This window comes from Haliea alexandrii (assembly GCF_003719295.1).
Taxonomy (GTDB): Bacteria; Pseudomonadota; Gammaproteobacteria; order Pseudomonadales; family Halieaceae; genus Haliea; species Haliea alexandrii.
The window spans coordinates 535,222-557,449 of sequence record NZ_RFLW01000002.1; the positions used below are offsets into that span (position 1 = coordinate 535,222).

Consider the following 22,228-nt stretch of genomic DNA (forward strand, 5'->3'; position numbering starts at 1 on the left):
AAGTCAGGGAATCACCCTGACGTTGACAACGCCTTCCAGCGCACGCATGGACGCCAGACTGGATTCAGCCGGACAGATGTCCATATCGATAAGATTATAGGCGATATCGTCGCGGCTCTTGTTGAGCATATCCACCACGTTGATATTCAGCTCCGCCAGAATGGACAATACGCTGCCCAGAATTTTGGGAACGTTGGTGTTGGTCACCGCCAAACGGCAACCCCCTGCCCGCTCCAGTTGCAGCGTGGGGAAGTTGACGGCGTTGCGGATGTTGCCGTTTTCGAGGAAGTCGCGCAGCTGGTCCGCCGCCATGATGGCGCAGTTGTCTTCCGCCTCGTCGGTGCTGGCACCGATGTGTGGCATCAGCACGGCATTCTTGCGACCAATCAGGGCCGGGCTCGGAAAGTCGGCGATGTACTTGCGCAGGCGGCCCTGGTCGAGGGCCTCGAGCAACGCAGCTTCGTCGACAATCTCCTGCCGGGCAAAGTTGAGCAGGCAGGCCTGTTCGGGCATCACGGCAAACAACTCGGCATTGATCAGCCCGCGCGTGGACTCCAGCGCCGGCAAATGCAGGCTCACATAGTCGCTGCGGGAAAACAGCGCCGACAGCGAGTCGGCCTTGCGCACCTGACTGGACAGGCGCCAGGCAGCATCTACCGACAGGGCCGGGTCGTAGCCGATGACATCCATACCCAGCGTCAACGCCATGTCAGCCACCAGCGAGCCAATGGCACCCAGGCCCACCACGCCCAGCGTTTTACCGCGCAGTTCGTTGCCCTTGAAGTGCTTCTTGTTGGCTTCCAGCGTCTTGTTGAGTTCCGCCGGGTCCGTGATGCTGGCGAGGCCGGACACGTATTCCAGGCCTTCCACCACACCCCGTGAGCCCAGCAGCAGGCCCGCCGCTACCAGCTCCTTCACCGCATTGGCGTTGGCGCCGGGCGAATTGAATACCGGGATACCACGCCGGGTACAGTCTGCCACCGGAATGTTGTTCACGCCGGCGCCCGCGCGGGCGATGGCAAGCACGGTGTCGGCGATATCCTCGGCCTGCAGCTTGTGGCTGCGCAGCAGGATGGCATCGGGATGCGCAAACTCGCTGGCAATTTCGTAGGCGTCACGGGGCAGGCGCTCAAGGCCTTTCAGGGAAATCTGGTTAAGCGTGAGAATACGTCGGGCCATGATGAAACGGGTTTCCTTGTTGTCTGTCAGCGTGCGTCAGAGCACAGAGATGTCAGCTGCGGCACGCAGGCCCTGCTCGTGTTCAACCTGCAACAGCGCACCGAACTCACTGCCAATGCGCTGCCGCAGGCCACGTTGTTGCTCGGCGTCGAGGCTGGCCAGGGCTCCTGCCTGCACGCGCACCAGCTGCAGGATGCGGGCATCCCCGGAGGCATCGATCGCGTAGTCGGCAACAGGGTTGTCGTCGCCCGGAGCTGGCAGGCTGAACGCGCGCTGCAGCACCGCCGGCGGCAGCACGCGGCTGTCGCGCTGGGCGCCCAGCTCTACCTGCCATTCCACACTCTCGCGTGCCGCCAGCGCCTCAATGCTCTGCTCACCTGCGGCGAGTTCAGCCACAGCCTCGGCGGCGGCGCTCTCCAGTGCCTCGCGCGCCCGTTCCCGGGTAATGCTGCGGACGATCTCATCCCTCACCGCATCCAGCGGCTCCAGCGTCGGCTTGTTGTGCTCATGCACGTGTACCGCAACGAAGCGGTCACCGCCCAGCTCCAATACCTCGCTGTTGTGCCCCAGCTCCAGCACGTCTTCAGAGAAGGCTGCACGCAATACGGAAGGCTCGGCGAGAGGGCCGTCTCTCTGCTCACGCGTCATCGGTTCGGTACGCAGCACCTCAAGCCCCAACTCCTGGGCCGGTGTACGCAGGCTATCCGCGGTGAACGCGATGTCGCGCAACTCTTCCACCGCAAGCAACAGCGCGACGCGGGCTTCACGCTCCTGCAGACCGGATTCAAGCTCGGGACGCAGCTCCGCCAGGCTGGGCGCTTCTGAATCGCGGCGCTCCGTGACCATGAGAATGTGCGTACCGGCATCGGTTTCGACCGGCGCGGACACTGTGTCCACCTCAAGCGCGGCCACGGCCTCCTCCATCTCCGGCGGGAAGGCATCACCGGCGGAAAACCCGAGGTCACCACCATTACCGGCTGAACCCACGTCATCCGAGCGCTCTGCGGCCACATCGGCAAACGACTTGCCGGCGGCGAGTTCATCCTGCACGGTGGCGATACGCGCGGCGAAGTCCGCCTCCGACTCATCACTACCGCGCTGCAGGAGAATATGCGAGACCCGGTTCTCCGTCTGATACTGGTAGCTGTCCAGCTGGATACGGTACTCCTCCTCAATCGCGGCCTCTTCCACCGGTTCGCGGAAATCGTCCAGCGTCAACTCGACATAATCCAGCACCACAGACTCCGGTGTCATGAAGCTGGCTTCATTCTCACGGTAAAACGTCTCGAGGTCCTCCTCGCTGACTTCAACGGCGTCGAGATACGGCGCGAGGGGCAAAGTGAGATAGCGCACATCACGCTGCTCGGCGACAACCCGTGCGGTCAGGGCGAGCTCGGCGGGCGTGGCAAAATCACTACCGGCCAGGCCGGCACGTACCTGACCGAGAATAAGGTCATCGCGCAACGCGCTCTTGAAGGACGCCGGGGTAAAGCCGGCTGATGCCAGCAGGCTTTTGTACATCTCGGGCGAGAAGTTGCCGTCGAGCTGGAATTGCTCCATCCCCGCGATAACGGCGCCGAGCTCCGCTTCAGAGACCGTCAGGCCCATGTCGTGAGCCGATTGCATTAGCAGCTTGCGCGAGACAATGCCCTCGAGAGCCTGGGCACTGATCCGCTGGTCGTCGAGCATGGCCGGATCGAGATTGTCACCCATCATGGCGATCAACTGACGCCGCTGTGTATCCACCGCCTGCTGCAACTCCATCGGCGTGACGGCTTCGCCATTGACCTCGGCGACGGCACCACCGCCACCGCCCAGCAGAATCGATTCAATGCCAAAAAGTGCGAAGGAGATGACGATCAACCCGATAACAACCTTGGCGGCTGTTCCCTGAGTAGTCTTGCGGATGTCCTGAAGCATGGTGTCTTCCGTTCCTTATCAACAAAAAAGCGCACTCATGAGTGCGCTTTTCCCTGAACCGTTACCGGCACACAGACGGGGTGATGAGCGCTGCGCGAGCGAACGCCAGACCCGCCGGTTACTGCAAGTCAGCCGTTGACGGCGTCCTTGAGTGCCTTGCCGGGCTTGAAGCCGGGCACATTGGAGGCCTTGATCTGGATGGTCTGGCCGGTCTGCGGGTTGCGGCCTTCGCGGGCAGCACGCGCTTTCACGGCAAAGGTGCCGAAACCTACCAGCGTTACCTGATCGCCTTTTTTCAGGGCTTCCGTAATGCTGTCTACCACGGCGTCCAGAGCACGGCCGGCAGAAGCTTTCGGCAGGTCGGCGGCAGCAGCAATGGCGTCAATGAGTTCGGTTTTATTCACAGGTATCCCCTTGGAGTGTTATCTGACTAAAGTATGATGTTCTCATCCGCAACGAAATGCGGGCAATTCATGATGCAGCAGGCGAGCACCTGAAAGTGATTCCAGCTACTCACTGGCGAGCACCTCTCGGTGCCAAAACCGGGAGGAAGCGCACTGGATTCAGGTGGCTGACTGTATACCAGAGCCGAGTTGGCGGTCAACCAACACCCCGCTCTCAATGCGTATTTATCCGATTTTTCTCGCCCTGCTCGCTGTCTTGGCTGCTTCCGGGCGCGGGTGCGAGGTACTCTTCATCCGAGAGTGGCTCCGGCACGCGCTCAAGCGCAATCGCCAACACCTCATCAATCCACTTCACGGGCCGGATCTGCAGATCCTGCTTGATGTTCTCGGGCACTTCCTTGAGGTCGCGCTCGTTTTCCCTGGGTATGATCACCGTCTTGATGCCACCGCGACGCGCCGCAAGGAGTTTTTCCTTCAAACCTCCAATGGGCAGCACTTCACCGCGCAGGGTAATCTCTCCCGTCATCGCCACGTCCGCGCGCACTGCGATGCCGGTGCTGATGGAAACCAGCGCAGTGCACATGGCCACGCCGGCACTCGGGCCATCCTTGGGCGTAGCCCCTTCGGGCACATGTATATGCACGTCGTGCTTGTCGTGCCAGGAAGCCGGTATACCGAGCACCTGTGACCGGCTGCGCACGACGGTGGTCGCCGCCTGAATCGACTCCTGCATCACGTCGCCGAGCGAGCCCGTTTTGACATAGCGACCCTTGCCCGCCACCGATGCCGCCTCGATCGTCAGCAACTCTCCACCCACAGATGTCCAGGCGAGACCTGTCACCTGCCCTACCTTGTTCTGTTCCTCGGCAATGCCGTAGTTGAATTTGCGCACGCCCAGCAGGTCCGGGAGCATGTCAGGAGTGACCTCTGCCGACACACTGTCTTCTTCCAGTGCAATGCGCTTGACCATCTTGCGGCAGATCTTCGCGACTTCCCGCTCCAGCGCCCGCACGCCCGCTTCGCGGCTGTAGTAGCGGATGATGTCGATCACCGTGTCTTCACCGATGGTGATCTCGTCCTTGCCCAGGCCGTTCTGCCGTATTTGCTTCGGTATCAGATATTTGGCCGCAATGCTGACTTTTTCGTCTTCCGTATAGCCGGGAATGCGAATGACTTCCATGCGATCCAGCAACGGACCGGGAATGTTCATGGTGTTGGAGGTACACACGAACATCACATCCGAGAGGTCGTAATCGACTTCCAGGTAGTGGTCGTTGAAGGCGTGATTCTGCTCCGGATCCAGCACTTCCAGCATCGCGGACGCAGGGTCGCCGCGGTGGTCCATACCCATCTTGTCGATTTCATCGAGCAGGAACAGCGGATTGCGCACCCCTGCCTTGGCCATCTTCTGCAGCAGCTTGCCCGGCATGGAACCAATATAGGTGCGCCGGTGGCCCCGAATTTCCGCCTCGTCACGAACGCCGCCCAGCGCCATGCGCACGAATTTGCGGTTGGTGGCACGCGCCAGCGACTCGCCGAGCGAGGTCTTGCCCACCCCGGGAGGACCAACCAGGCACAGCACCGGGCCCTTCACCTTGCGCACACGCTTCTGTACGGCGAGATATTCCAGTATGCGCTCTTTCACTTCTTCAAGACCGAAATGGTCTTCGTTGAGAATGCCGGAGGCGCGCTTCAGATCGTGCTTCACCTTGCTGCGGCGCGACCAGGGCACACTCACCATCCAGTCAATATAGCTGCGCACCACCGAAGCTTCGGCAGACATCGGCGACATCATCTTGAGCTTGTTCAGCTCGGCCACCGCTTTCGTGCGCGCTTCATCAGGCATGCGCGCATCCTCGATCCGTGCCTGCAGGTCGTCCAGCTCGCTGGGGGCCTCATCAAGGTCACCCAGCTCTTTCTGGATCGCCTTCATCTGCTCGTTGAGGTAGTACTCGCGCTGGCTCTTCTCCATCTGCTTCTTGACGCGACCGCGGATGCGTTTTTCCACCTGGAACAGGTCGATCTCCGCCTCCATCAGCCCCATGAGGTGCTCAAGCCGGGCCCGGATGTCAGCAATTTCAAGAATGGACTGTTTTTCCTGCAGATCCACACTCATATGCGCGGCAATGGTATCCGCAAGACGGCCCGGTTCGTCGATGCCCGACAGCGAGGTAAGCACCTCGGCAGGCACTTTCTTGCTGAGATTCACATACTTTTCAAACTGGCTGACGGTAGAGCGCAGCAGACCCTCGGCCTCATCATCAGGCACGTCATCGCTTTCGACTTCGCGCACACCGGCCACCGTGAAGCGACCTTCGTCGTCCACGTTGTCGATCACCGCACGGTAGCTGCCTTCCACCAGCACCTTGATCGTGCCGTCGGGCAACTTGAGCAGCTGCAGGATGTTGGACACGGTGCCCACCTGGTAGATGTCGTCCACGCCGGGGTTGTCATCGGCCGCATTGCGCTGCGCAACGAGCAACACCTGCTTGCTGCCAGCCATGGCATCTTCCAGCGCTTCAACGGACTTTTCCCGGCCAACAAACAGCGGCAACACCATGTGCGGGTATACCACGACATCGCGCAGCGGCAGCAGGGGAAGATCAATTACCGAGGAGGAACCCATACAAATCTCCGGGTTGTGAATGGTCACAGCTGACCTGTAGATGGGGGCGGTGCAGCCGGAACACAAGGCCCCGGCGCACTTTGCGCCTGCCGGGCCGGGGCCCGGCAGCCGGAGCCTTGCGGCTCCGCCGCTACTCGTCCTTGGACGCCGCTCGCGCTGCTGGCTCGTGGTTCTGGTATACCAGCAGTGGCTCGGAGTCACCGCGAATCACCGATTCGTCGATAACCACCTTGCTGACATCGCTCCGCGAGGGAATGTTGTACATGGAGTCGAGCAGTACGCCTTCGAGAATGGAGCGCAGGCCGCGAGCACCTGTCTTGCGCTCCATGGCCCGTTCCGCCACGGCCCGCAGGCCGTCTTCACGGAAGTCAACCTCGACGCCCTCCATTTCAAACAGCTTGCTGTACTGTTTGGTCAGTGAGTTGCGCGGCTCGGTCAGGATCTGCACCAGAGCGGGCACATCGAGCTCTTCAAGCGTTGCAATCACCGGCAGGCGGCCGACAAACTCGGGAATCAGGCCGTATTGCACCAGGTCCTCAGGCTCAAGGTCGAACAACAGCTCACCGACGTTGCGGCGCTCGTCCTTGCTCTTGACCTCGGCATTGAAGCCGATGCCACCCTTTTCGGACCGGTTGCGAATCACCTTGTCCAGACCCGCGAAGGCACCGCCGCAGATGAACAGGATGTTCGACGTGTCGACCTGCAGAAACTCCTGTTGCGGGTGCTTGCGTCCGCCCTGCGGCGGCACTGACGCTACCGTACCCTCGATCAGCTTGAGCAGCGCCTGCTGCACGCCCTCACCCGAAACGTCCCGGGTGATGGAGGGGTTGTCAGACTTGCGCGAAATTTTGTCGATTTCGTCGATATACACAATGCCGACCTGCGCTTTCTCGACGTCGTAGTCGCATTTCTGCAGCAGCTTCTGGATGATGTTTTCGACATCTTCACCCACATAGCCCGCTTCGGTCAGCGTCGTCGCATCCGCAATGGTAAAGGGCACATCCAACAAGCGGGCGAGGGTTTCCGCCAGCAGCGTCTTGCCGCTACCGGTTGGCCCCACCAGCAGAATGTTGCTCTTGCCCAACTCCACGTCTTCACCACGGCTGCTGGCCTGACTGTGGCGCAGGCGCTTGTAGTGGTTATACACCGCCACCGACAGCACTTTCTTGGCGCGCTGCTGGCCGATCACGTACTCGTCCAGGATCGTCTTGATTTCGTGTGGCGTGGGCAGGTGGTCGCGTTTTGCTTCGCTGTTACCTTCCTGCACTTCTTCGCGGATGATGTCGTTACACAGATCGACGCATTCATCGCAAATGAACACCGAGGGACCAGCGATCAGTTTGCGCACTTCGTGCTGGCTCTTGCCGCAAAATGAGCAGTACAGCAGCTTGCCGCCGTCGTCGCCTGATTTTGTGGTGTCTTTAGTCATGCTCTGCCCTGTGGCCTATGAATTCTGCAATCTCATCTGATTCAAAGATGATGTTTTTTCCCGCCATTTGCAAGCCCGCGGACAGGGCGCCCGGCAGCGTTAGGTTATGACGCAGCCGGCGCGCGACGATTGACTACCTCGTCAATCAGCCCGTATTCCTTGCTTTGCTCGGCGTTCATGAAGCGGTCGCGCTCAGTATCGCGCTCGATAGTCTCAAGACTCTGGCCGGTATGCTCCGCCATCAACTCGTTCAGGCGGCGACGGATAATAAGGATTTCACGCGCCTGGATATCGATGTCCGAGGCTTGCCCCTGGGCACCGCCGCTAGGCTGGTGAATCATGGTGCGCGCATTCGGCAGGATGAAGCGTTTGCCGGCGGCACCACCCGCGAGCAGGAAAGCCCCCATGGAGGCGGCCTGACCGATACACATCGTGCTCACATCCGGCTTGATGAACTGCATGGTGTCGTAAATCGACAGCCCCGCCGTCACCGAGCCGCCGGGGGAGTTGATGTAGAGGTGAATGTCTTTGTCGGGGTTTTCCGACTCCAGGAACAACAGCTGGGCCACGATCAGGTTTGCCATGTGGTCCTCTACCGGCCCTACCACAAACACCACGCGCTCCTTGAGCAGACGCGAGTAGATGTCGTAGGAGCGCTCACCGCGGGCCGTTTGCTCCACGACCATCGGGATCAAGCCCAGGTTGCTGACATTCATCGTGTTACGCCCGTCCGGCAAATTCGACATGCAATCGTTTCCTCGGTTGTCAGTATTAAGGCGCCGCCTCGACGGCACCTGAATGTACTCAGCGCTGGCTCTGAGCCTGTGCAATGGCTTCCTGGTAGCTGCAGGGCTCATCAGTCACCTCGGCCGCTTCCAACAGCTTGTCGACCACACTGTCCTCAAGCACCTTGGACTCGACGGAGGAGAGCTGCTCCGGATTGCCATAATACCAGTTGATGACCTCTTCCGCGTCTTGGTAGGTGGCGGCCAGTTCCTCAATGGTTTCCCGCACTTTCGCCGGGTCAGCCTTGAGTTCGAACGTGCTGATCATCTCGGACAACAACAGACCCAGCTTGACGCGGCGCTCGGCGTTGTCACGGAACATGTCGTCAGGCAACAGGGCGTCCAGATCCAGACCTTCAGGAGCCGCACCACCAAACTGCTGGAACATTTGCTTGCGCAGCGCCTGTATCTCTTGTGAAATCAGCGCCCTGGGCACTTCCAAACCCTTGTGTGCGTCTACCACGGCATCCATGACCTGCTGTTTGACACGACTAGTTACGGCGTTTTTCAGCTCTCGGGTCATATTTTCCGCCACTTCCTTGCGAAATTGTTCCTCACCACCCTCTTCCACGCCATAAAGCTTGAACAATTCCTCGTCCAGCGGTGCCAGCACCAGCTCTTTCACGTCGTTGACCTTAACCGCGAACTGTACCGCAGCGCCCTGCAGCTCCTCGCTGTGGTAATCCTCGGGGAACGACAGCTCAAGGGTTTTCTCGTCGCCGGCGGCCAGGCCCACAATGCCGTCTTCAAATCCTGGAATCATGCGACCGGAGCCGAGCTCAAGGTCGGTTCCCTCGGCGCTGCCACCGTCAAATGCTTCGCCATCCCGTGTGCCGGTGTAGTCCAGATTGACGATATCGCCCATGGCCGCAGCACGCTCGACGGATTGACGCTCCCCCTGCTGCTTGCGGAACACCTCAATGATGTTATCGACATCGCCATCCGTGACTTCGGCAGCCGGGCGGGTGACGGCAAAGCCGGACATGGACACGACTTCAACTTCGGGAAACACTTCAAACGTGGCCACGTATTCCAGATCGCGACCGGCTTCGAGGCTGCGCGGCTCGATGCTGGGCTGGCCCGCGGGGCGCAGTTTTTCCTGCACCACGGCCTCCTGGAACGAACGGCTCATGACCTCGCCCAGGACTTCCTGGCGAACGCCAGCGCCATAGCGCTGACGCATCACTTTCATCGGCACCTTGCCGGGCCGGAAGCCGGGCAGGCGCACGTTCTGGGCGGCTTTTTGCAGCCGCGAATCGACCTCACTGTCAACCTGGGCGGCGGGTACGCCGACAGTCAAACGGCGCTCCAGGCCCGAAGTCGTTTCAATGGACACCTGCATGCTTATTCCTCACAATCCAGTCGGTAGTGGGCGCCGGTGCGCCCCGTCATCAGAACGACCCTGGCCCGGGCCAGGATCGCTGTCAGTTGGTGCGGAAGGAGAGACTCGAACTCTCACGCCTTGCGGCACTGGAACCTAAATCCAGCGCGTATACCAATTTCGCCACTTCCGCGTGTCGGGAAACCGCCAGTGCGCGACGTTACAGTGCTGAAAATCAACCTGCAAATACGCCGTAACTTCTTGATTTCTTTGGCCTTGATGACCTAAAGAACCGCAACTTTGAGTTCTCGCAAGGCTGCGGATTCTGCCACAAACCGGGTTCGCACACAACCGCGAACGACGCTTCCCGCACCGAGACAGCGCATGCTAATCAGTGAGACAGGCAGGGTCGAAAGCGTACTCCCCCTTTAGCCAGTCGACCACCTCGCGCGCCGCCGCGCCGGGGAGCTGCGCATACTCTGCTGCCAGCGCCCCGCGGCGCGCCGCAGACATTGCGGACAGGCCCAGTGTTCGGAACTCCTCGGCATCGCGCTGCAAGCAGTGCCACAATGCGGCACCGAGCAATATCACCAGAACATCAGGATCGGGGGGCGCGCTTGCGTGGAGCTGCGCCAGGCCCGTGAGGGCCGGCAACGAGCAGCGCCCCTGCACCATCGGGTTGCAAAGATGACCGGTCAGCTTGCCGTTGCCGCGCAGGCCTGTGCGACCTTGCAGCGGATCCAGGTACAGATGGTTGCTGCGCTGGGCACCGTCGTTGACCGGATAGTTGTCCCACAGCAGCACCGGCCGCCCCAGCAGCGCCGCGGCGCGCGCAACATCATCGGCGCTGATGGTATCGGCACACACCTGATTACCCGTCCAGAACACGTCAACCTCCGGTGCCAGCAACCGGCCGAGGTCCGCCCAGTAGTGCTGTGGCATACGACCGAAATGCCGCTCCAGTACGGGATCAAAAGAATAATAAGTCGGGCATACCAGCAGCCGCTGCGCCCCACTCCAGGCCTGCACGTCGGCAACAATCTCTGCCTGGCGCTCCGCGAGGTCGGCCTGTTCACCCGGCATGTCGTCAAACAGGATGGCCAGCAGAGGCGCCTCCAGCGTATTCAGGCGGCTGATCTTGTCGCGCAGGCTGCGCTTCTGGGCGGGGCCATAGTGAACGTAGAGCTCAAAGGGTGACAGGCCCACGCCAAAGAGCAGCCCGTGCTGGCGATAATGCAGGGCCAGTTCTTTCAGCGCCTGCCATTCTCGGGCCGGCCAATGCGCCTGCCAGCGTTTGCGCAGCCACGGGTCGCCCTTGGGGGCATAGAGATAGGTATTCAGCCCCAGGGCCTGCAGAAAGCCGGCATAGGCCAGGCGCAACTCATGCGACCACAGGCGCCCGTAGAAGCCTTCCACGATGCCGGTGAGCGGGTCAGCGGGCATTGAACAGCAACCGCTTATTCTTTATCAGGATATAAATCAAGGTTTTTATCGTAAATCAGCCTAATAATTCGCCTGCGGAACTGTGGAAAATTACCACTGATAGGCGATACTTAAAGCGTGGTTGCTTATCCCCTGACTCGAACGAGCAGCCACTCGGGGCATACCCAATGCGCCGATAAGGGAAGCAATTCCTTTTGTGTTTCACTCCTAATGGTCTTCTTGGGTCCCTGGCGGGACCCATTTTTTTTGCCTACATGGTATGCGTTGGGCGGTCGGAGCCGAGTGAGCCAGCCAGGTGATTCTCGATCTTGCTGTTCGCGGCCGCATCCTGCTCACTGAATTGCACGCCAATGCCCGCAGTGCGGTTGCCCTGCGCGCCGCGCGGGGTGACCCAGACAACCTTGCCGGAAATCGGTATTTTCTCCGGTTCATCCATGAGCGTGAGCAGCATGAACACCTCGTCCCCGACCTTGTAGGTCTTGTTGGTGGGTACAAACAGGCCGCCGTTGTGCAGGAACGGCATGTAGGCGGAGTACAGCACGGCCTTGTCCTTGATGGTCAGCGACAAAATGCCATTGCGGCTTCCCGCGGCGGAATCACTCATGATGCGATCTCCTGTGAAGACGAACGCATGTTAGCACCGCTGCGCATGACACCAAAGCCATCGGCGAAACTGATCAACACGCTTTCCAGCGCAAGCTGCGGATTCGGGTTGGAACCGGCGGCAATAGCGGCCTGCAGTGCCTGCATGCGATCGAGCAACTGGAACAGTGGCCGCGCACGGCGCAGCCCCGCCTGCTCCTGTCGACAGAGGTACACATGTAGAAACAGGGCTATGTCACGCAGCGCCTGCGCCAGATCCTGCTGGCCGAAGCGCGCCGCCACCAGCGGCACATTCACCTTGCCACGCGCCAGGTCGCCCAAAAGCTTGCGCTGTTCACGCAACGGTTCTGCCCCGCCATCGTTGTACAGCTGTTCAGCCTGCAGCGGCACACCCCCGGCGAGCTCGAGCAGCTCCGTCGCGCTCGCCTCGTCCCCGGTGACCTGTTGCAGCCAGGGTATGCACTGGTCGCGGGGTGGCAGTGGCAACTTGACCAATTGACAGCGTGAGCGGACGGTCGCCGGCATACCCTGCAAACGCTGTGCTACCAGTATCAGGTGGGTATCCTCGGAGGGCTCCTCCAGCCCTTTCAGCAGTGCGTTGGCGGCGCTGTTGGACATGCGCTCCGCCGGTGTCAGTACCACCACCTTGCGTGCACCAAACCCGGCCGTGCGATAGACAAAGGCGACCGCCTCGCGCACTTGCTCGATGCGGATGACCTTGCTGGTGCCCTCGGGCTGCAACCAGCGAAAGTCACCGTGACTACCGGACTGGCTGTAGCGACAGGCCCGGCACTCACCGCAGTTGTGACCGGCGACCGGTTGGTGACACAGCAGATAGCGCGCCAGTGCCAGTGCCAGGCGTTCCTTGCCGACGCCAGCGGGGCCGGCAAACAGCAACGCATGGGGCAACTGCCGACGACTTATCTGCTCCTGCAGATGCGCCCAGGCCTGTGCCTGCCACGGGAGTGGCACGCTGACCTGCGGCAACCCCTGCAGATTCATCGGGCCACCGGGTGGCGCGGTGCCCAGCAGGCGAACAATTCCTCGCAAATCTCTTCTATGCGAGCCCGCACGCCTTCCAGTGGCTGGCTGGCATCGACGAGATGATAGCGACCGCTACTCTCCCGGGCCAATTGCAGATAGGTCTCGCGCACGCGCTGGAAAAATGCCAGTTCCTCGCGCTCGAAACGATCCAGGTCGCCACGGCCGCGAACACGCTCCAGGCCAGTGTCTACTGGCGTATCGAGCAACAGGGTGTAGTCCGGACGGAGTTCGCCCTGTACCAGCGACTCCAGCGCACGTACCGCCGAGGCTGGCATGCCCCGGCCGCCGCACTGGTAGGCATAACTGGCATCGGTAAAGCGATCACAGATAACCCATTTGCCCGCGGCCAGCGCAGGCAGGATAACGTCCTCGACATGCTGCGCCCGCGCCGCAAACAGCAGCAACAGCTCCGCCATCGGCACAACGGGTTCCTCCCTGGGGCGCAACAATACCTCGCGCACATCTTCTCCCAGACGGGTGCCACCGGGTTCACGGGTGACCACCAGCTCAACGCCCCGCGACTGCAGATAAGCCTGGATGCCGGCAATATTGGTGGATTTTCCTGCACCTTCCCCGCCTTCAACAGTGATGAACAGGCCGCGCGATGGAACCATGGTCAGGGTTTCTCCGGGGATGAACGATAATCTTTGCGCCTTTGCAGCTGGTATTTACGCACGGCACGCTCATGGCCTTCAAGCGTGGTGTTGAATTCGTGGCTGCCGTCGCCGCGTGCCACAAAAAAAAGCGTTTCTCCGGCGGCGGGCTGCAGTGCTGCATGCAACGCCGCACGTCCAGGCAATGCGATGGGTGTAGGGGGCAGACCATCGTGCCGATAGGTATTGAACAGGTTGCCCGCATCCCGCAGGTGGCTGCGGCGCAGATTGCCATCGAAAGATTCACCCAGGCCATAGATGATGGTCGGGTCGGTTTGCAAACGCATGCCCCGCTGCAAGCGGCGCACGAAGACGCCGGCTATTTCCTCGCGCTCCTCGGCAACGCCGGTTTCGCGTTCGATTATCGACGCCATGATCAGCGCGTCATAGGGCGTGGCGTAAGGCAGCTCTGGGGCGCGGCCCGCCCACTCTTGCTCCAGTGCCGCCAGCAGGGCCCGGTGGGCACGCTGCAACAGGTCAAGGTCAGTATCACCCCGCTCAAAACGGTAGGTTTCCGGCAAAAACAGGCCTTCGGTTGCCTCAAAAGGCGCCACCAGCGTCAACAGCCGCGCATCTTCAGGCCCGGACAGCACACTCGTCAGCGCCGGCTCTTCGCGCAGGATGGACAGCGCCTGGGCGACCACAATCCCTTCAGGCAATGTCACCTGGTACTGCACTACTCGACCACTGACCAGCATGGCCAGCAGGCGCTTCGCCGTCAGTCCCGGTTGCAGGTCATACTCACCGCGACGAATGCTCGCATCCAGCCTGTGATAGCGCGCCCAGAGCAGCAGCAGCTCGGGGTGTTGCAGCACACCCTGCATCTCCAGGCGTTCGGCCACGGAACGCAAGCTGTCACCGGGATATACTGTCAGCAGTATGCCGGACTCCGGCAGCAGCAGCGGCGCCTGCCATCTCTGCCACGCTTCGCGCACCGCCAGCACCGCGACGAGCGCCAGGATGGCCGCTGATACCAGCAACCAGCGCCACACCCTGCTCACCGCTGCAACCATTCACAATAGGCTGCGTGCAGGCGCTCGGTGACCGGGTGCTCACTCCAGCTTCGATCGCGGTAAGTCGCCACGGGGCGCAAGCCGATCAGCGCATTGCAGTAAAACACCTCATTTGCCGCCAGCAGCTGATGCAACTGCAAACGTGACTCGCCCACCTGCAGGCCACAGGCGGGCGCCAGGTGTTCCAGCAACAGACGACGTCGAGTGCCGGCGATACCGGCATCGGCCAGTGTTGGCGTTAACAGGCGTTTGCCCGCCACCAGAAACAGGTTACCCGCCGACACCGACAACGGCGCGCCACCCTGGTCCAGCATGAGAACTTCATCCACGCCGGCCGCAGCCGCGTCCGCGGCCGCCAGCACCTGTTCCAACCGGTTGAGGTGTTTCACGCCGGCGAGCAGCGGCTGCTTGCTCCAACGGACCGCGGTTTCACCGAGGGTTGCCGGCATGGGGCGCTGTGCAGGGTCATGCGCCAGGTCCGACACCGTGATGACAACCCGTGGCGTCGCGTCTGTGGGCGGTGCGTAGCCACGCGGGCCGGCGCCTCGAGACACCGTGAGACGCATTACACTATAGCCCGTTGCCGCGCTCAGTGCCCCGAGCGCAGTTTCGAAGTGTTTGCGTGCCAAAGGTAACGCCGACGGCATGCGCAGGCACGCCAGGCCGGTCGCCAGACGATCAAAGTGGAAGTCGGTCAGCAGCGCACGGCCATCGCGCAGCAGAAGGGTTTCGAACACACCATCGCCGTATGCAAAAGCGCGGTCCGGTAAAGGCAGCGCGTCGCCGGGGCTGCCGTCAATCCATGTCTTGGCCGCTGCTACCACCCCGCCGGCGTCAGTCGAGCTGACTGAACAGCAAGGACCCGTTGGTGCCGCCGAAACCGAATGAATTGGACAGGGCATGCTTGATTGTGCGCTGCTGCGCGGTGTGCGGAACGTAATTCAGCACACAGCCCTCATCCGGGTTGTCGAGATTGATAGTGGGGGGAGCGACCTGATCCCGCAGTGCCAGGATGGAAAATATGGCTTCGACCGCGCCGGCCGCACCCAGCAGGTGCCCGATCATCGATTTGGTTGAACTCACCGCAACCGTTTCCGCTGCACTCCCCAGCACTGCCTGGATTGCCCGGCTCTCGGCGAGGTCACCGGCATTGGTCGATGTGCCGTGGGCGTTGATGTAGCCGATCTGGTCAACGGGCACACCGGAATCGGCAATCGCGTTGCGCATTGCCGCCGCTGCACCGCGACCATCCTCCGGTGGCAGCGTCATGTGGTAGGCATCGCCGCTCATACCAAAACCGGTAATTTCCGCGTAGATATGGGCTCCGCGCGCTTTCGCGGATTCGTATTCCTCGATCATCAAAACGCCCGCGCCATCGCCCAGAACAAAACCGTCGCGATCGCGGTCCCAGGGGCGTGAGGCTGCCGCCGGGTCATCGTTGCGGGTGGAGAGTGCACGTGCTGCCGCGAAACCGCCCAGCCCCACCGGCGTGGTCGCCATCTCGGCGCCCCCCACCAGCATGGCATCGGCGTCACCGAGCGCGATCAGGCGCGCCCCGAGCCCGATGTTGTGCGTACCCGAAGTACAGGCTGTGACGACCGCCAGGTTGGGGCCTTGCAGGTTGTAACGTACCGATAAATTGCCCGAGATCATGTTGATGATCGAACCCGGAACAAAAAATGGCGAAATCTTGCGTGGCCCGGAGCGCGCCACAATTTCGGTGTTCTTTTCGATCTGACCGATACCACCGATGCCCGAGCCGATCGCGCAGCCGACGCGATGCGCGTTGGCATCGGTGACTTCCAGCCCCGAGTCCAGCATTGCCTGAATGCCAGCCGCCATGCCGAACTGCACGAAGATATCCATCTTGCGCGCGTCTTTGTCGCTGAAGTACGGTGTGATGTCGAAACCCCTGACACTGGCGCTAAACCGCGTGCTGTAGGCTTCAACATCGAAAGCGACGATGGGTGCAACGCCGCTTTTACCCGCGACGATATTTTTCCAGGTCTCCTGAACGTCCAGCCCGAGGGGGCTGACCATACCAAGGCCTGTTACAACTACGCGTCTGCCAATCACCGAACGTCCTCCCCGGTAGAATCAGGTGCTGGAAGCATAAATAAGAAAAGCCGCCCTATCAAAACATAGAAACGGCTCTTCCGGTTACTGCGGGGACACGATCAGGCGAGGTTTTCCTTGATGTAGTCGATAGCCAGCTTCACCGTAGTGATTTTCTCGGCTTCCTCATCGGGAATCTCGGTTTCAAACTCTTCTTCCAACGCCATGACCAGTTCCACGGTGTCCAGTGAGTCCGCGCCCAGGTCCTCGACAAAAGACGCTTCCGTCTGCACTTCCTCTTCCTTGACGCCAAGCTGCTCTGCGACGATCTTTTTTACGCGTTCTTCAATGCTGCTCATTTTATGTGTAACTCCTGACAAAAAAATAGTCTGAATGAAACTGGTCACCCGGCCCGAGAGCGTATTTTACTCTGTTTTGCGCCGGAGTAATAAATTTTTTTTGGCCACACTGCGCCGAGATAACCCACGATCCGCGAACAATTGCTCACGCCATGTTCATGCCGCCATTAATGTGAATGGTTTCGCCGGTAATGTAACCCGCATGCGACCCACACAGGAACCCCACCAGAGCGGCAATTTCACTCGCCTCACCCAGGCGTGCCAGCGGGATCTGGCCCAACATCGCCTCCCGCTGGTCTTCATTGAGTGCCCGCGTCATATCGGTATCGATAAAGCCCGGAGCCACACAGTTGACCGTGATAGCGCGCGACCCCAGCTCGCGAGCCAGTGCGCGGGAAAAACCCTCAACACCTGCTTTGCTGGCCGCATAGTTGCTCTGCCCTGCGTTCCCCATCGCGCCCACCACGGAAGTGATGTTGACGATACGACCCCAGCGGGCCTTGGTCATGCCGCGCAGGCAGGCCTTGCTGGCGCGATACACGGCGCTCAGGTTGGTATCAATCACCGCTTGCCACTCCTCCGGCTTCATGCGCATGAGGATATTGTCGCGGGTGATTCCGGCATTATTGACCAGCACCAGCGGCGCACCGAACTGCGCACTGACACCTTTCACAACGTCCTCAACCGCCGCCTGGTCGGCAACGTCCAGCGTCATGCCACAGCCGTCGAAACCGCCCGCCTGCAGATAGTCGGTAATCGCGGCAGCCCCGCTCTCAGTCGTTGCAGTACCCACCACGCGATAACCATCACCGGCGAGTCGCTCAGCGATGGCGCGCCCTATACCGCGGCTGGCGCCGGTTACCAGTGCTACTGTCTTTTCTTCACTCATGGCCTGTTCCCCTCTCTATAACCGTCTTCACGCTCGGCTCAAGCCAGCGCAGCGAGCGCATCGGCAAGCCCCGCGGGCTCTTCCAGTGAATGGCTGAGCAGGGCGCTGTCGATGCGCTTGTTGAGGCCACTCAGCACCTTACCCGGGCCACATTCCACAACCTGGGTAACACCCTGCCCCGCCATGTAGGCAACACAGGCTGTCCACTGCACCGGACTGTAGATTTGCTCCACCAGCAAGCTGCGAATCCGCTCGGGGTCGGATTCGGGCTGCGCGTGCACATTGTGCACTACCGGAATGGCCGGTGCCCGGATCGTCAGGGTTGCCAGAACCTCGGCCAGTCGCTCGCCTGCCGGACGCATCAGTGCCGTATGGAAGGGGGCTGATACCGGGAGCGGCAGGGCCCGCTTGGCACCCCCCGCTTTCAGCGCGGCCGAGGCCCGCTCCACAGCGGATGTGTGCCCGGCGATAACCACCTGGCCCGGAGAATTGAAATTGACGGCCGCCACCTCCCCGTCGTCTGCGGCGCTGACTTCAGCGCAGATGTGATTGATGCTGTCGTCATCCAAACCGATAATGGCCGCCATGGCGCCCTCACCCACCGGTACTGCCGTTTGCATGAATTCACCGCGCTGGCGCACCAGGCGCACGGCGTCGGCAAAGTCGAGAGAACCGGCACAGACCAGCGCTGAAAATTCGCCCAGGCTGTGCCCGGCCATGAGGGCCGGCTCGGCGCCACCCGCCGCGCGCCAGGCGCGCCACAGGGCCACACTTGCGGTCAGCAGAACCGGCTGCGTGGTCGCCGTAAGGTTTAGGGCTTCCTGCGGACCTTCCTGAACCAGACCCCAAACATCCTGATTGAGCGCAGCCGAGGCCTCTTCAAAAGCTTCACGCACCGCGGGAAACGCAGCATGCGCAGCCGCGAGCATGCCGACTTTCTGCGACCCCTGCCCGGGGAAAACAAATGCACAGTGACTCAACGTCATAATGAATGATCCTTTTCTTGTTAACGCAGGGCAGCGGTAACGGACCCTGCATCACCTACGCCAGTGTAGAACACCGCGAGCGCCGGGGGGCCAGAAACGCGAAACGGGAGCCTAGGCTCCCGTTCACATGCACTACCAATACCCGCACAGGGACTGCGAACAACCCGCAGTACCGGCGACCGGAGCGACCTTACTCGTCGTTTCCGGTGTTGACCACTTTCTTGCCACGGTAGAAACCATCGGCCGTCATGTGGTGACGACGGTGAGTTTCACCAGAGGTCTGGTCGACGCTCAGCGTGGGACCGGAAAGCGAGTCGTGCGCACGGCGCATGCCGCGGCGTGAACGTGATTTTTTGTCCTGTTGAACAGCCATGTCTTACTCCTGATGGGTATCGCCGGGCTTCAATTGCGCCAGCACGTCAAACGGGTTGGGCCTGTCAACGGGCTCGTCTGCTACGCGCTCCGCGGCGAGGTCCGCCAAAACTGTGTTGCAATCCGCCTGTTCGTGATAGCTGAACGGCGGCATGGCCAGAATCAGCTCATCCTCGACCAGTTCCCGCAGCGAAACCTCTTCCTCACCGGCAATCAGCGGGTCGAGACTTGCCGGCAAATGACGAGCCTGCTCATCCGTCCAGACCACCGCGAGGGTGCTGTCGGAATGAAGCGCAGCCGGCATGGGCCGCAGGCACCGCTGGCAGGTCACAGTCACGGAGCTCTCCGTGACGACGTGCACAACGTACCTGCCCTCCTCATCGCGAGACATCGCCAATTTCGCCTGAATAAAGCCCTCGTCTGCGGCCAGCAGATCCCGGAAACGGGGCAATTCCAGCGGTTTCAACGTGCCCCTGACAGTCGCACCACGCGTGGCAGCCTTGCGGACATCCAGCGAAGCGGGAAGGGGGTCGGTCAACATAGGCGCGCATCATAGGGGCGGATTCGCCCTTTGTCAAAAAATATCTTTAGAATACAACCAGTTCACTGCCCAACCGACTGCCAGCGGAAAACCCGATCATGGACCTGATACTCGCCTCCACCTCCCCCTACCGCAAAGCACTGCTGGCACGCCTGCAGCGTCCCTTCCGCTGCCTGCCACCGGAAACGGACGAAACCCCGCAGGTCGGTGAATCCGGCGAGCAACTGGCTCTGCGCCTCGCGGTGGACAAAGCCCGTTCGGTCGCCCGCGCTCACCCGCACAGCCTGATCATCGGCAGCGACCAGGTGGCGGTGCTGGACGACACCCTCATCGGCAAGCCCGGCAACCTCGACAACGCCCGCCAACAACTGAGCGCCAGTTCCGGGCGCCGTGTGCTGTTCCTTACAGGGTTGGCCCTCTGCCACGCCGCGAGCGGGCTCGAGCTCACCCATGTAGAACCCTTCAGTGTGCATTTTCGCGAGCTGTCCGCCGCGGCGATTGAGAGCTATCTGGCACGCGAGCAGCCTCTGGACTGCGCCGGGAGCTTCAAGTGCGAGGGTCTTGGCATCGCGCTGTTCAACCGTATGGAAGGTGCAGACCCGACCAGCCTGGAGGGTCTGCCACTGATCGCCCTCACCAGCCTGCTCGGCCAGGCTGGCTACCCGGTTCTCGCCTGAGCCGCCAGCTGCGGCACGCTACGCAGGGCCTCCAGGCGGTCAATCAGGGCCACGGGCTGATGATGCGACAGCTGCTCGCGCGAGTGCACGCCAAAGGTGACGCCCACCGACGCCATGCCTATGCGCTGCGCCATGTCCAGATCATACGCCGAGTCGCCCACCATGAGGGCGTTGTGGACTGCCTTGCCGCGCGCTGCCAGTATTTCTTCCAACATCATAGGGTGCGGCTTGGAACGGGTTTCATCGGCACAGCGCGTGCTGTGGAAATACCTTTCCATCCCCAGGCCCGTGAGTACGCGGTCCAGCCCGCGGCGACTCTTGCCGGTTGCCACTGCGAGCTCAAATCCGGCGCTGCGCAGCCACTCCAGCGTTTCCAGCGCCCCCTCATGCAACCGCGCAGGACCGGGATCCAGGGCCTGGTAGCTACGTGCGTAGGCCGCCTGCATGGCCTCTTGCTGCGCGGGTGTGCTCCCCGGGAACAGCAAAGGCATGGCGGTAACCAGGCTCAGACCAATGATGTGCCGTACAGCGGCGGCTTCGGGCACCGGCAGAGCACAGGCCGCCGCCGCCGCCTGCATGGCCTGGACAATCTGCTCGACGGAGTCACAAAGCGTTCCATCCCAATCAAATATTACTATCATAATTAGCTACTTACGTGCATTTTCTAATATTAATTCGAGCTCGGAATCGAGGGGAGCATCAAGTCGCAGTTGCGCCTCACCTGGCAACGTGAAGGCCAGCGAGCGGGCGTGCAGGAACAGGCGCCCCACCCCCAGTGAACGCGCCAGCGCAGCGCAGGCATCGTCCATGTATTTATCGTCCCCCAGTATGGGGTGGCCGGCAAAGCGCGCGTGAACGCGAATCTGGTGTGTGCGGCCGGTGAAGGGCCGCGCTTCCACCAGCGTCGCCGCCGGGAACTGCTCCAGCACCTGAAAACCCGTGACCGACGCCTTGCCCTCTTTCGCCACGCGCACCATCCGCTCCCCGGACTGCACCACGTTTTTCTGCAGAGGTGCCTCCACCATCCGCCGCTCGCGCGGCCAGCGCCCCGCCACAAGGGCCACATAGCGCTTGTCCACGCCATCGCCACGCAGCTGCCGATGCAACTCGCGCAACACAGCGGGCTTGCGTGCCACAAGGATGAGACCGGAGGTGTCACGGTCCAGCCGGTGTACCAGCTCCAGGTAGCGATCGTCGGGCCGCAGCTGCCGCAGGCATTCGATCAGCCCGAAGTTGAGGCCACTGCCACCGTGCACTGCGAGACCCGAGGGCTTGTTGATGACCAGCAAGCCGGGGTCTTCATACACAATCCGCGCCTTGATTGCACCGGCCCAGTAGCCGGGCACAACCGGCGCTGCGCCGGGCTCCGGCTGATGCAGTGGCGGAACCCGCAGCAGATCCCCTGTCACCAGCCGGTACTCCGCCTTCACCCGCCCCTTGTTGATGCGGAACTCCCCCTTGCGCAGCCCCCGGTAGATACGGGTTTTCGGTACGCCCTTGAGCTCGCGCAGCAGGTAATTGTCGAGGCGCTGCCCCGCGCTGTCGGCGTCGATCTCGACGAAGCGGACAGCACTTGGGGTGCCTGTGGAGCGTGTTTTAACCATGAGATCGGGAAATCACCAAATAATTGAAGCACTTAGCAAATACGGGTATACTCCGGAGCGTGTAGCCGAGCTCAGGGCACATTTCCCTGACGCACGACGCAACCACTCCGGTGACAGCAGAGCCTGCCGACATAACCGCAGCGCCCCATTGGAGACATCATACCCGCACTTGCGCGTGCAGGCACACAACGGATGTCGACGCGCCCGCCACCCACAGGGCCATGCCCGGGTTTCAGGCTGAGCCGCGCCGATACAGTATGAACCGCGCAGTATGACTGCCGGGACTCCGAATCAGTGAAAGCTTTGGGTAGTAAGGCCGTATTCG

General features: G+C 61.4%; 22 protein-coding genes and 1 tRNA gene. 1 reads left to right on the plus strand and 22 read right to left on the minus strand.

Features of this window, described 5'->3' with window-relative positions:
* Positions 1-3: 3 nt before the first annotated feature.
* The 20 genes from EGJ68_RS10645 to EGJ68_RS10740 all read right to left on the minus strand — a co-directional run bounded on the left by EGJ68_RS10645 (position 4) and on the right by EGJ68_RS10740 (position 19,622).
* Entirely contained in the window at positions 4-1,179 is a 1,176-nt protein-coding gene (locus EGJ68_RS10645; RefSeq protein ID WP_123034517.1) for a phosphoglycerate dehydrogenase, read from the minus strand.
* A 36-nt stretch (positions 1,180-1,215) separates the two neighbouring features.
* Complete coding sequence (locus tag EGJ68_RS10650) at positions 1,216-3,099, minus strand: SurA N-terminal domain-containing protein (RefSeq protein ID WP_123034518.1); 1,884 nt, start codon at positions 3,097-3,099, stop codon at positions 1,216-1,218.
* 128 nt (positions 3,100-3,227) lie between these two features.
* Entirely contained in the window at positions 3,228-3,503 is a 276-nt protein-coding gene (locus EGJ68_RS10655) for an HU family DNA-binding protein (protein WP_123034519.1), read from the minus strand.
* A 214-nt stretch (positions 3,504-3,717) separates the two neighbouring features.
* Positions 3,718-6,129, minus strand: a complete 2,412-nt coding sequence (gene lon / locus EGJ68_RS10660) for an endopeptidase La (protein WP_123034520.1) — start codon at positions 6,127-6,129, stop codon at positions 3,718-3,720.
* A gap of 130 nt (positions 6,130-6,259) precedes the next feature.
* Positions 6,260-7,558 carry an ATP-dependent Clp protease ATP-binding subunit ClpX gene (clpX, locus tag EGJ68_RS10665; RefSeq protein ID WP_027951018.1) on the minus strand — a complete coding sequence of 433 codons (1,299 nt, stop codon included), beginning with the start codon at positions 7,556-7,558 and terminating at the stop codon, positions 6,260-6,262.
* Between the two features lie 104 nt (positions 7,559-7,662).
* Positions 7,663-8,304, minus strand: coding sequence for an ATP-dependent Clp endopeptidase proteolytic subunit ClpP (clpP, locus tag EGJ68_RS10670; RefSeq protein ID WP_123034521.1), 642 nt, complete (start codon positions 8,302-8,304; stop codon positions 7,663-7,665).
* 58 nt (positions 8,305-8,362) lie between these two features.
* Entirely contained in the window at positions 8,363-9,685 is a 1,323-nt protein-coding gene (gene tig, locus EGJ68_RS10675) for a trigger factor (RefSeq protein ID WP_123034522.1), read from the minus strand.
* Positions 9,686-9,772: 87 nt separating this feature from the next.
* A tRNA-Leu gene (locus tag EGJ68_RS10680) sits at positions 9,773-9,857 on the minus strand.
* A 194-nt stretch (positions 9,858-10,051) separates the two neighbouring features.
* Positions 10,052-11,107, minus strand: a complete 1,056-nt coding sequence (locus tag EGJ68_RS10685; protein ID WP_123034523.1) for a beta-N-acetylglucosaminidase domain-containing protein — start codon at positions 11,105-11,107, stop codon at positions 10,052-10,054.
* Between the two features lie 250 nt (positions 11,108-11,357).
* Complete coding sequence (locus EGJ68_RS10690) at positions 11,358-11,711, minus strand: PilZ domain-containing protein (protein WP_027951014.1); 354 nt, start codon at positions 11,709-11,711, stop codon at positions 11,358-11,360.
* Positions 11,708-12,760 (minus strand): DNA polymerase III subunit delta', encoded by a 1,053-nt coding sequence (gene holB, locus EGJ68_RS10695; RefSeq protein WP_158283613.1) that lies wholly within the window; start codon positions 12,758-12,760, stop codon positions 11,708-11,710. The genes EGJ68_RS10690 and holB overlap by 4 nt, the downstream gene beginning before the upstream one ends.
* Positions 12,709-13,368, minus strand: coding sequence for a dTMP kinase (gene tmk / locus EGJ68_RS10700; RefSeq protein WP_123034525.1), 660 nt, complete (start codon positions 13,366-13,368; stop codon positions 12,709-12,711). Before tmk ends, holB begins: the two co-directional genes overlap by 52 nt.
* Positions 13,369-13,370: 2 nt before the next feature.
* Entirely contained in the window at positions 13,371-14,408 is a 1,038-nt protein-coding gene (mltG, locus tag EGJ68_RS10705) for an endolytic transglycosylase MltG (RefSeq protein ID WP_233248765.1), read from the minus strand.
* A complete protein-coding gene (gene pabC / locus EGJ68_RS10710; RefSeq protein ID WP_123034527.1) occupies positions 14,405-15,322 on the minus strand; it encodes an aminodeoxychorismate lyase in 918 nt (305 codons plus the stop codon). The genes mltG and pabC overlap by 4 nt, the downstream gene beginning before the upstream one ends.
* Positions 15,255-16,496: a beta-ketoacyl-ACP synthase II gene (fabF, locus tag EGJ68_RS10715; protein WP_123034528.1), complete on the minus strand. Its 1,242-nt coding sequence runs from the start codon at positions 16,494-16,496 to the stop codon at positions 15,255-15,257. The genes pabC and fabF overlap by 68 nt, the downstream gene beginning before the upstream one ends.
* A gap of 101 nt (positions 16,497-16,597) precedes the next feature.
* The gene (acpP, locus tag EGJ68_RS10720) at positions 16,598-16,834 is read right to left on the minus strand and encodes an acyl carrier protein (RefSeq protein ID WP_027951009.1); all 237 of its coding nucleotides are present in this window, start codon (positions 16,832-16,834) and stop codon (positions 16,598-16,600) included.
* Between the two features lie 145 nt (positions 16,835-16,979).
* Positions 16,980-17,723: a 3-oxoacyl-ACP reductase FabG gene (fabG, locus tag EGJ68_RS10725; RefSeq protein WP_123034529.1), complete on the minus strand. Its 744-nt coding sequence runs from the start codon at positions 17,721-17,723 to the stop codon at positions 16,980-16,982.
* 38 nt (positions 17,724-17,761) lie between these two features.
* A complete protein-coding gene (gene fabD / locus EGJ68_RS10730; protein ID WP_269845664.1) occupies positions 17,762-18,709 on the minus strand; it encodes an ACP S-malonyltransferase in 948 nt (315 codons plus the stop codon).
* A gap of 190 nt (positions 18,710-18,899) precedes the next feature.
* Positions 18,900-19,082, minus strand: coding sequence for a 50S ribosomal protein L32 (gene rpmF, locus EGJ68_RS10735; RefSeq protein WP_123034530.1), 183 nt, complete (start codon positions 19,080-19,082; stop codon positions 18,900-18,902).
* Positions 19,083-19,085: 3 nt separating this feature from the next.
* Positions 19,086-19,622 (minus strand): YceD family protein, encoded by a 537-nt coding sequence (locus EGJ68_RS10740; RefSeq protein WP_123034531.1) that lies wholly within the window; start codon positions 19,620-19,622, stop codon positions 19,086-19,088.
* Positions 19,623-19,720: 98 nt separating this feature from the next.
* Between EGJ68_RS10740 and EGJ68_RS10745 the strand changes: the two genes are divergently transcribed.
* Positions 19,721-20,299 carry a Maf family protein gene (locus EGJ68_RS10745; RefSeq protein ID WP_269845665.1) on the plus strand — a complete coding sequence of 193 codons (579 nt, stop codon included), beginning with the start codon at positions 19,721-19,723 and terminating at the stop codon, positions 20,297-20,299.
* On the opposite strand, the gene EGJ68_RS10750 is transcribed toward EGJ68_RS10745, so the two are convergent.
* Together EGJ68_RS10750 and rluC are read right to left on the minus strand one after the other, a co-directional pair.
* A complete protein-coding gene (locus tag EGJ68_RS10750; protein ID WP_123034533.1) occupies positions 20,281-20,940 on the minus strand; it encodes an HAD-IA family hydrolase in 660 nt (219 codons plus the stop codon). The two genes, EGJ68_RS10745 and EGJ68_RS10750, sit on opposite strands and share 19 nt — an antisense overlap.
* A 6-nt stretch (positions 20,941-20,946) precedes the next feature.
* Complete coding sequence (gene rluC / locus EGJ68_RS10755; RefSeq protein WP_123034534.1) at positions 20,947-21,903, minus strand: 23S rRNA pseudouridine(955/2504/2580) synthase RluC; 957 nt, start codon at positions 21,901-21,903, stop codon at positions 20,947-20,949.
* Positions 21,904-22,228: the final 325 nt, after the last annotated feature.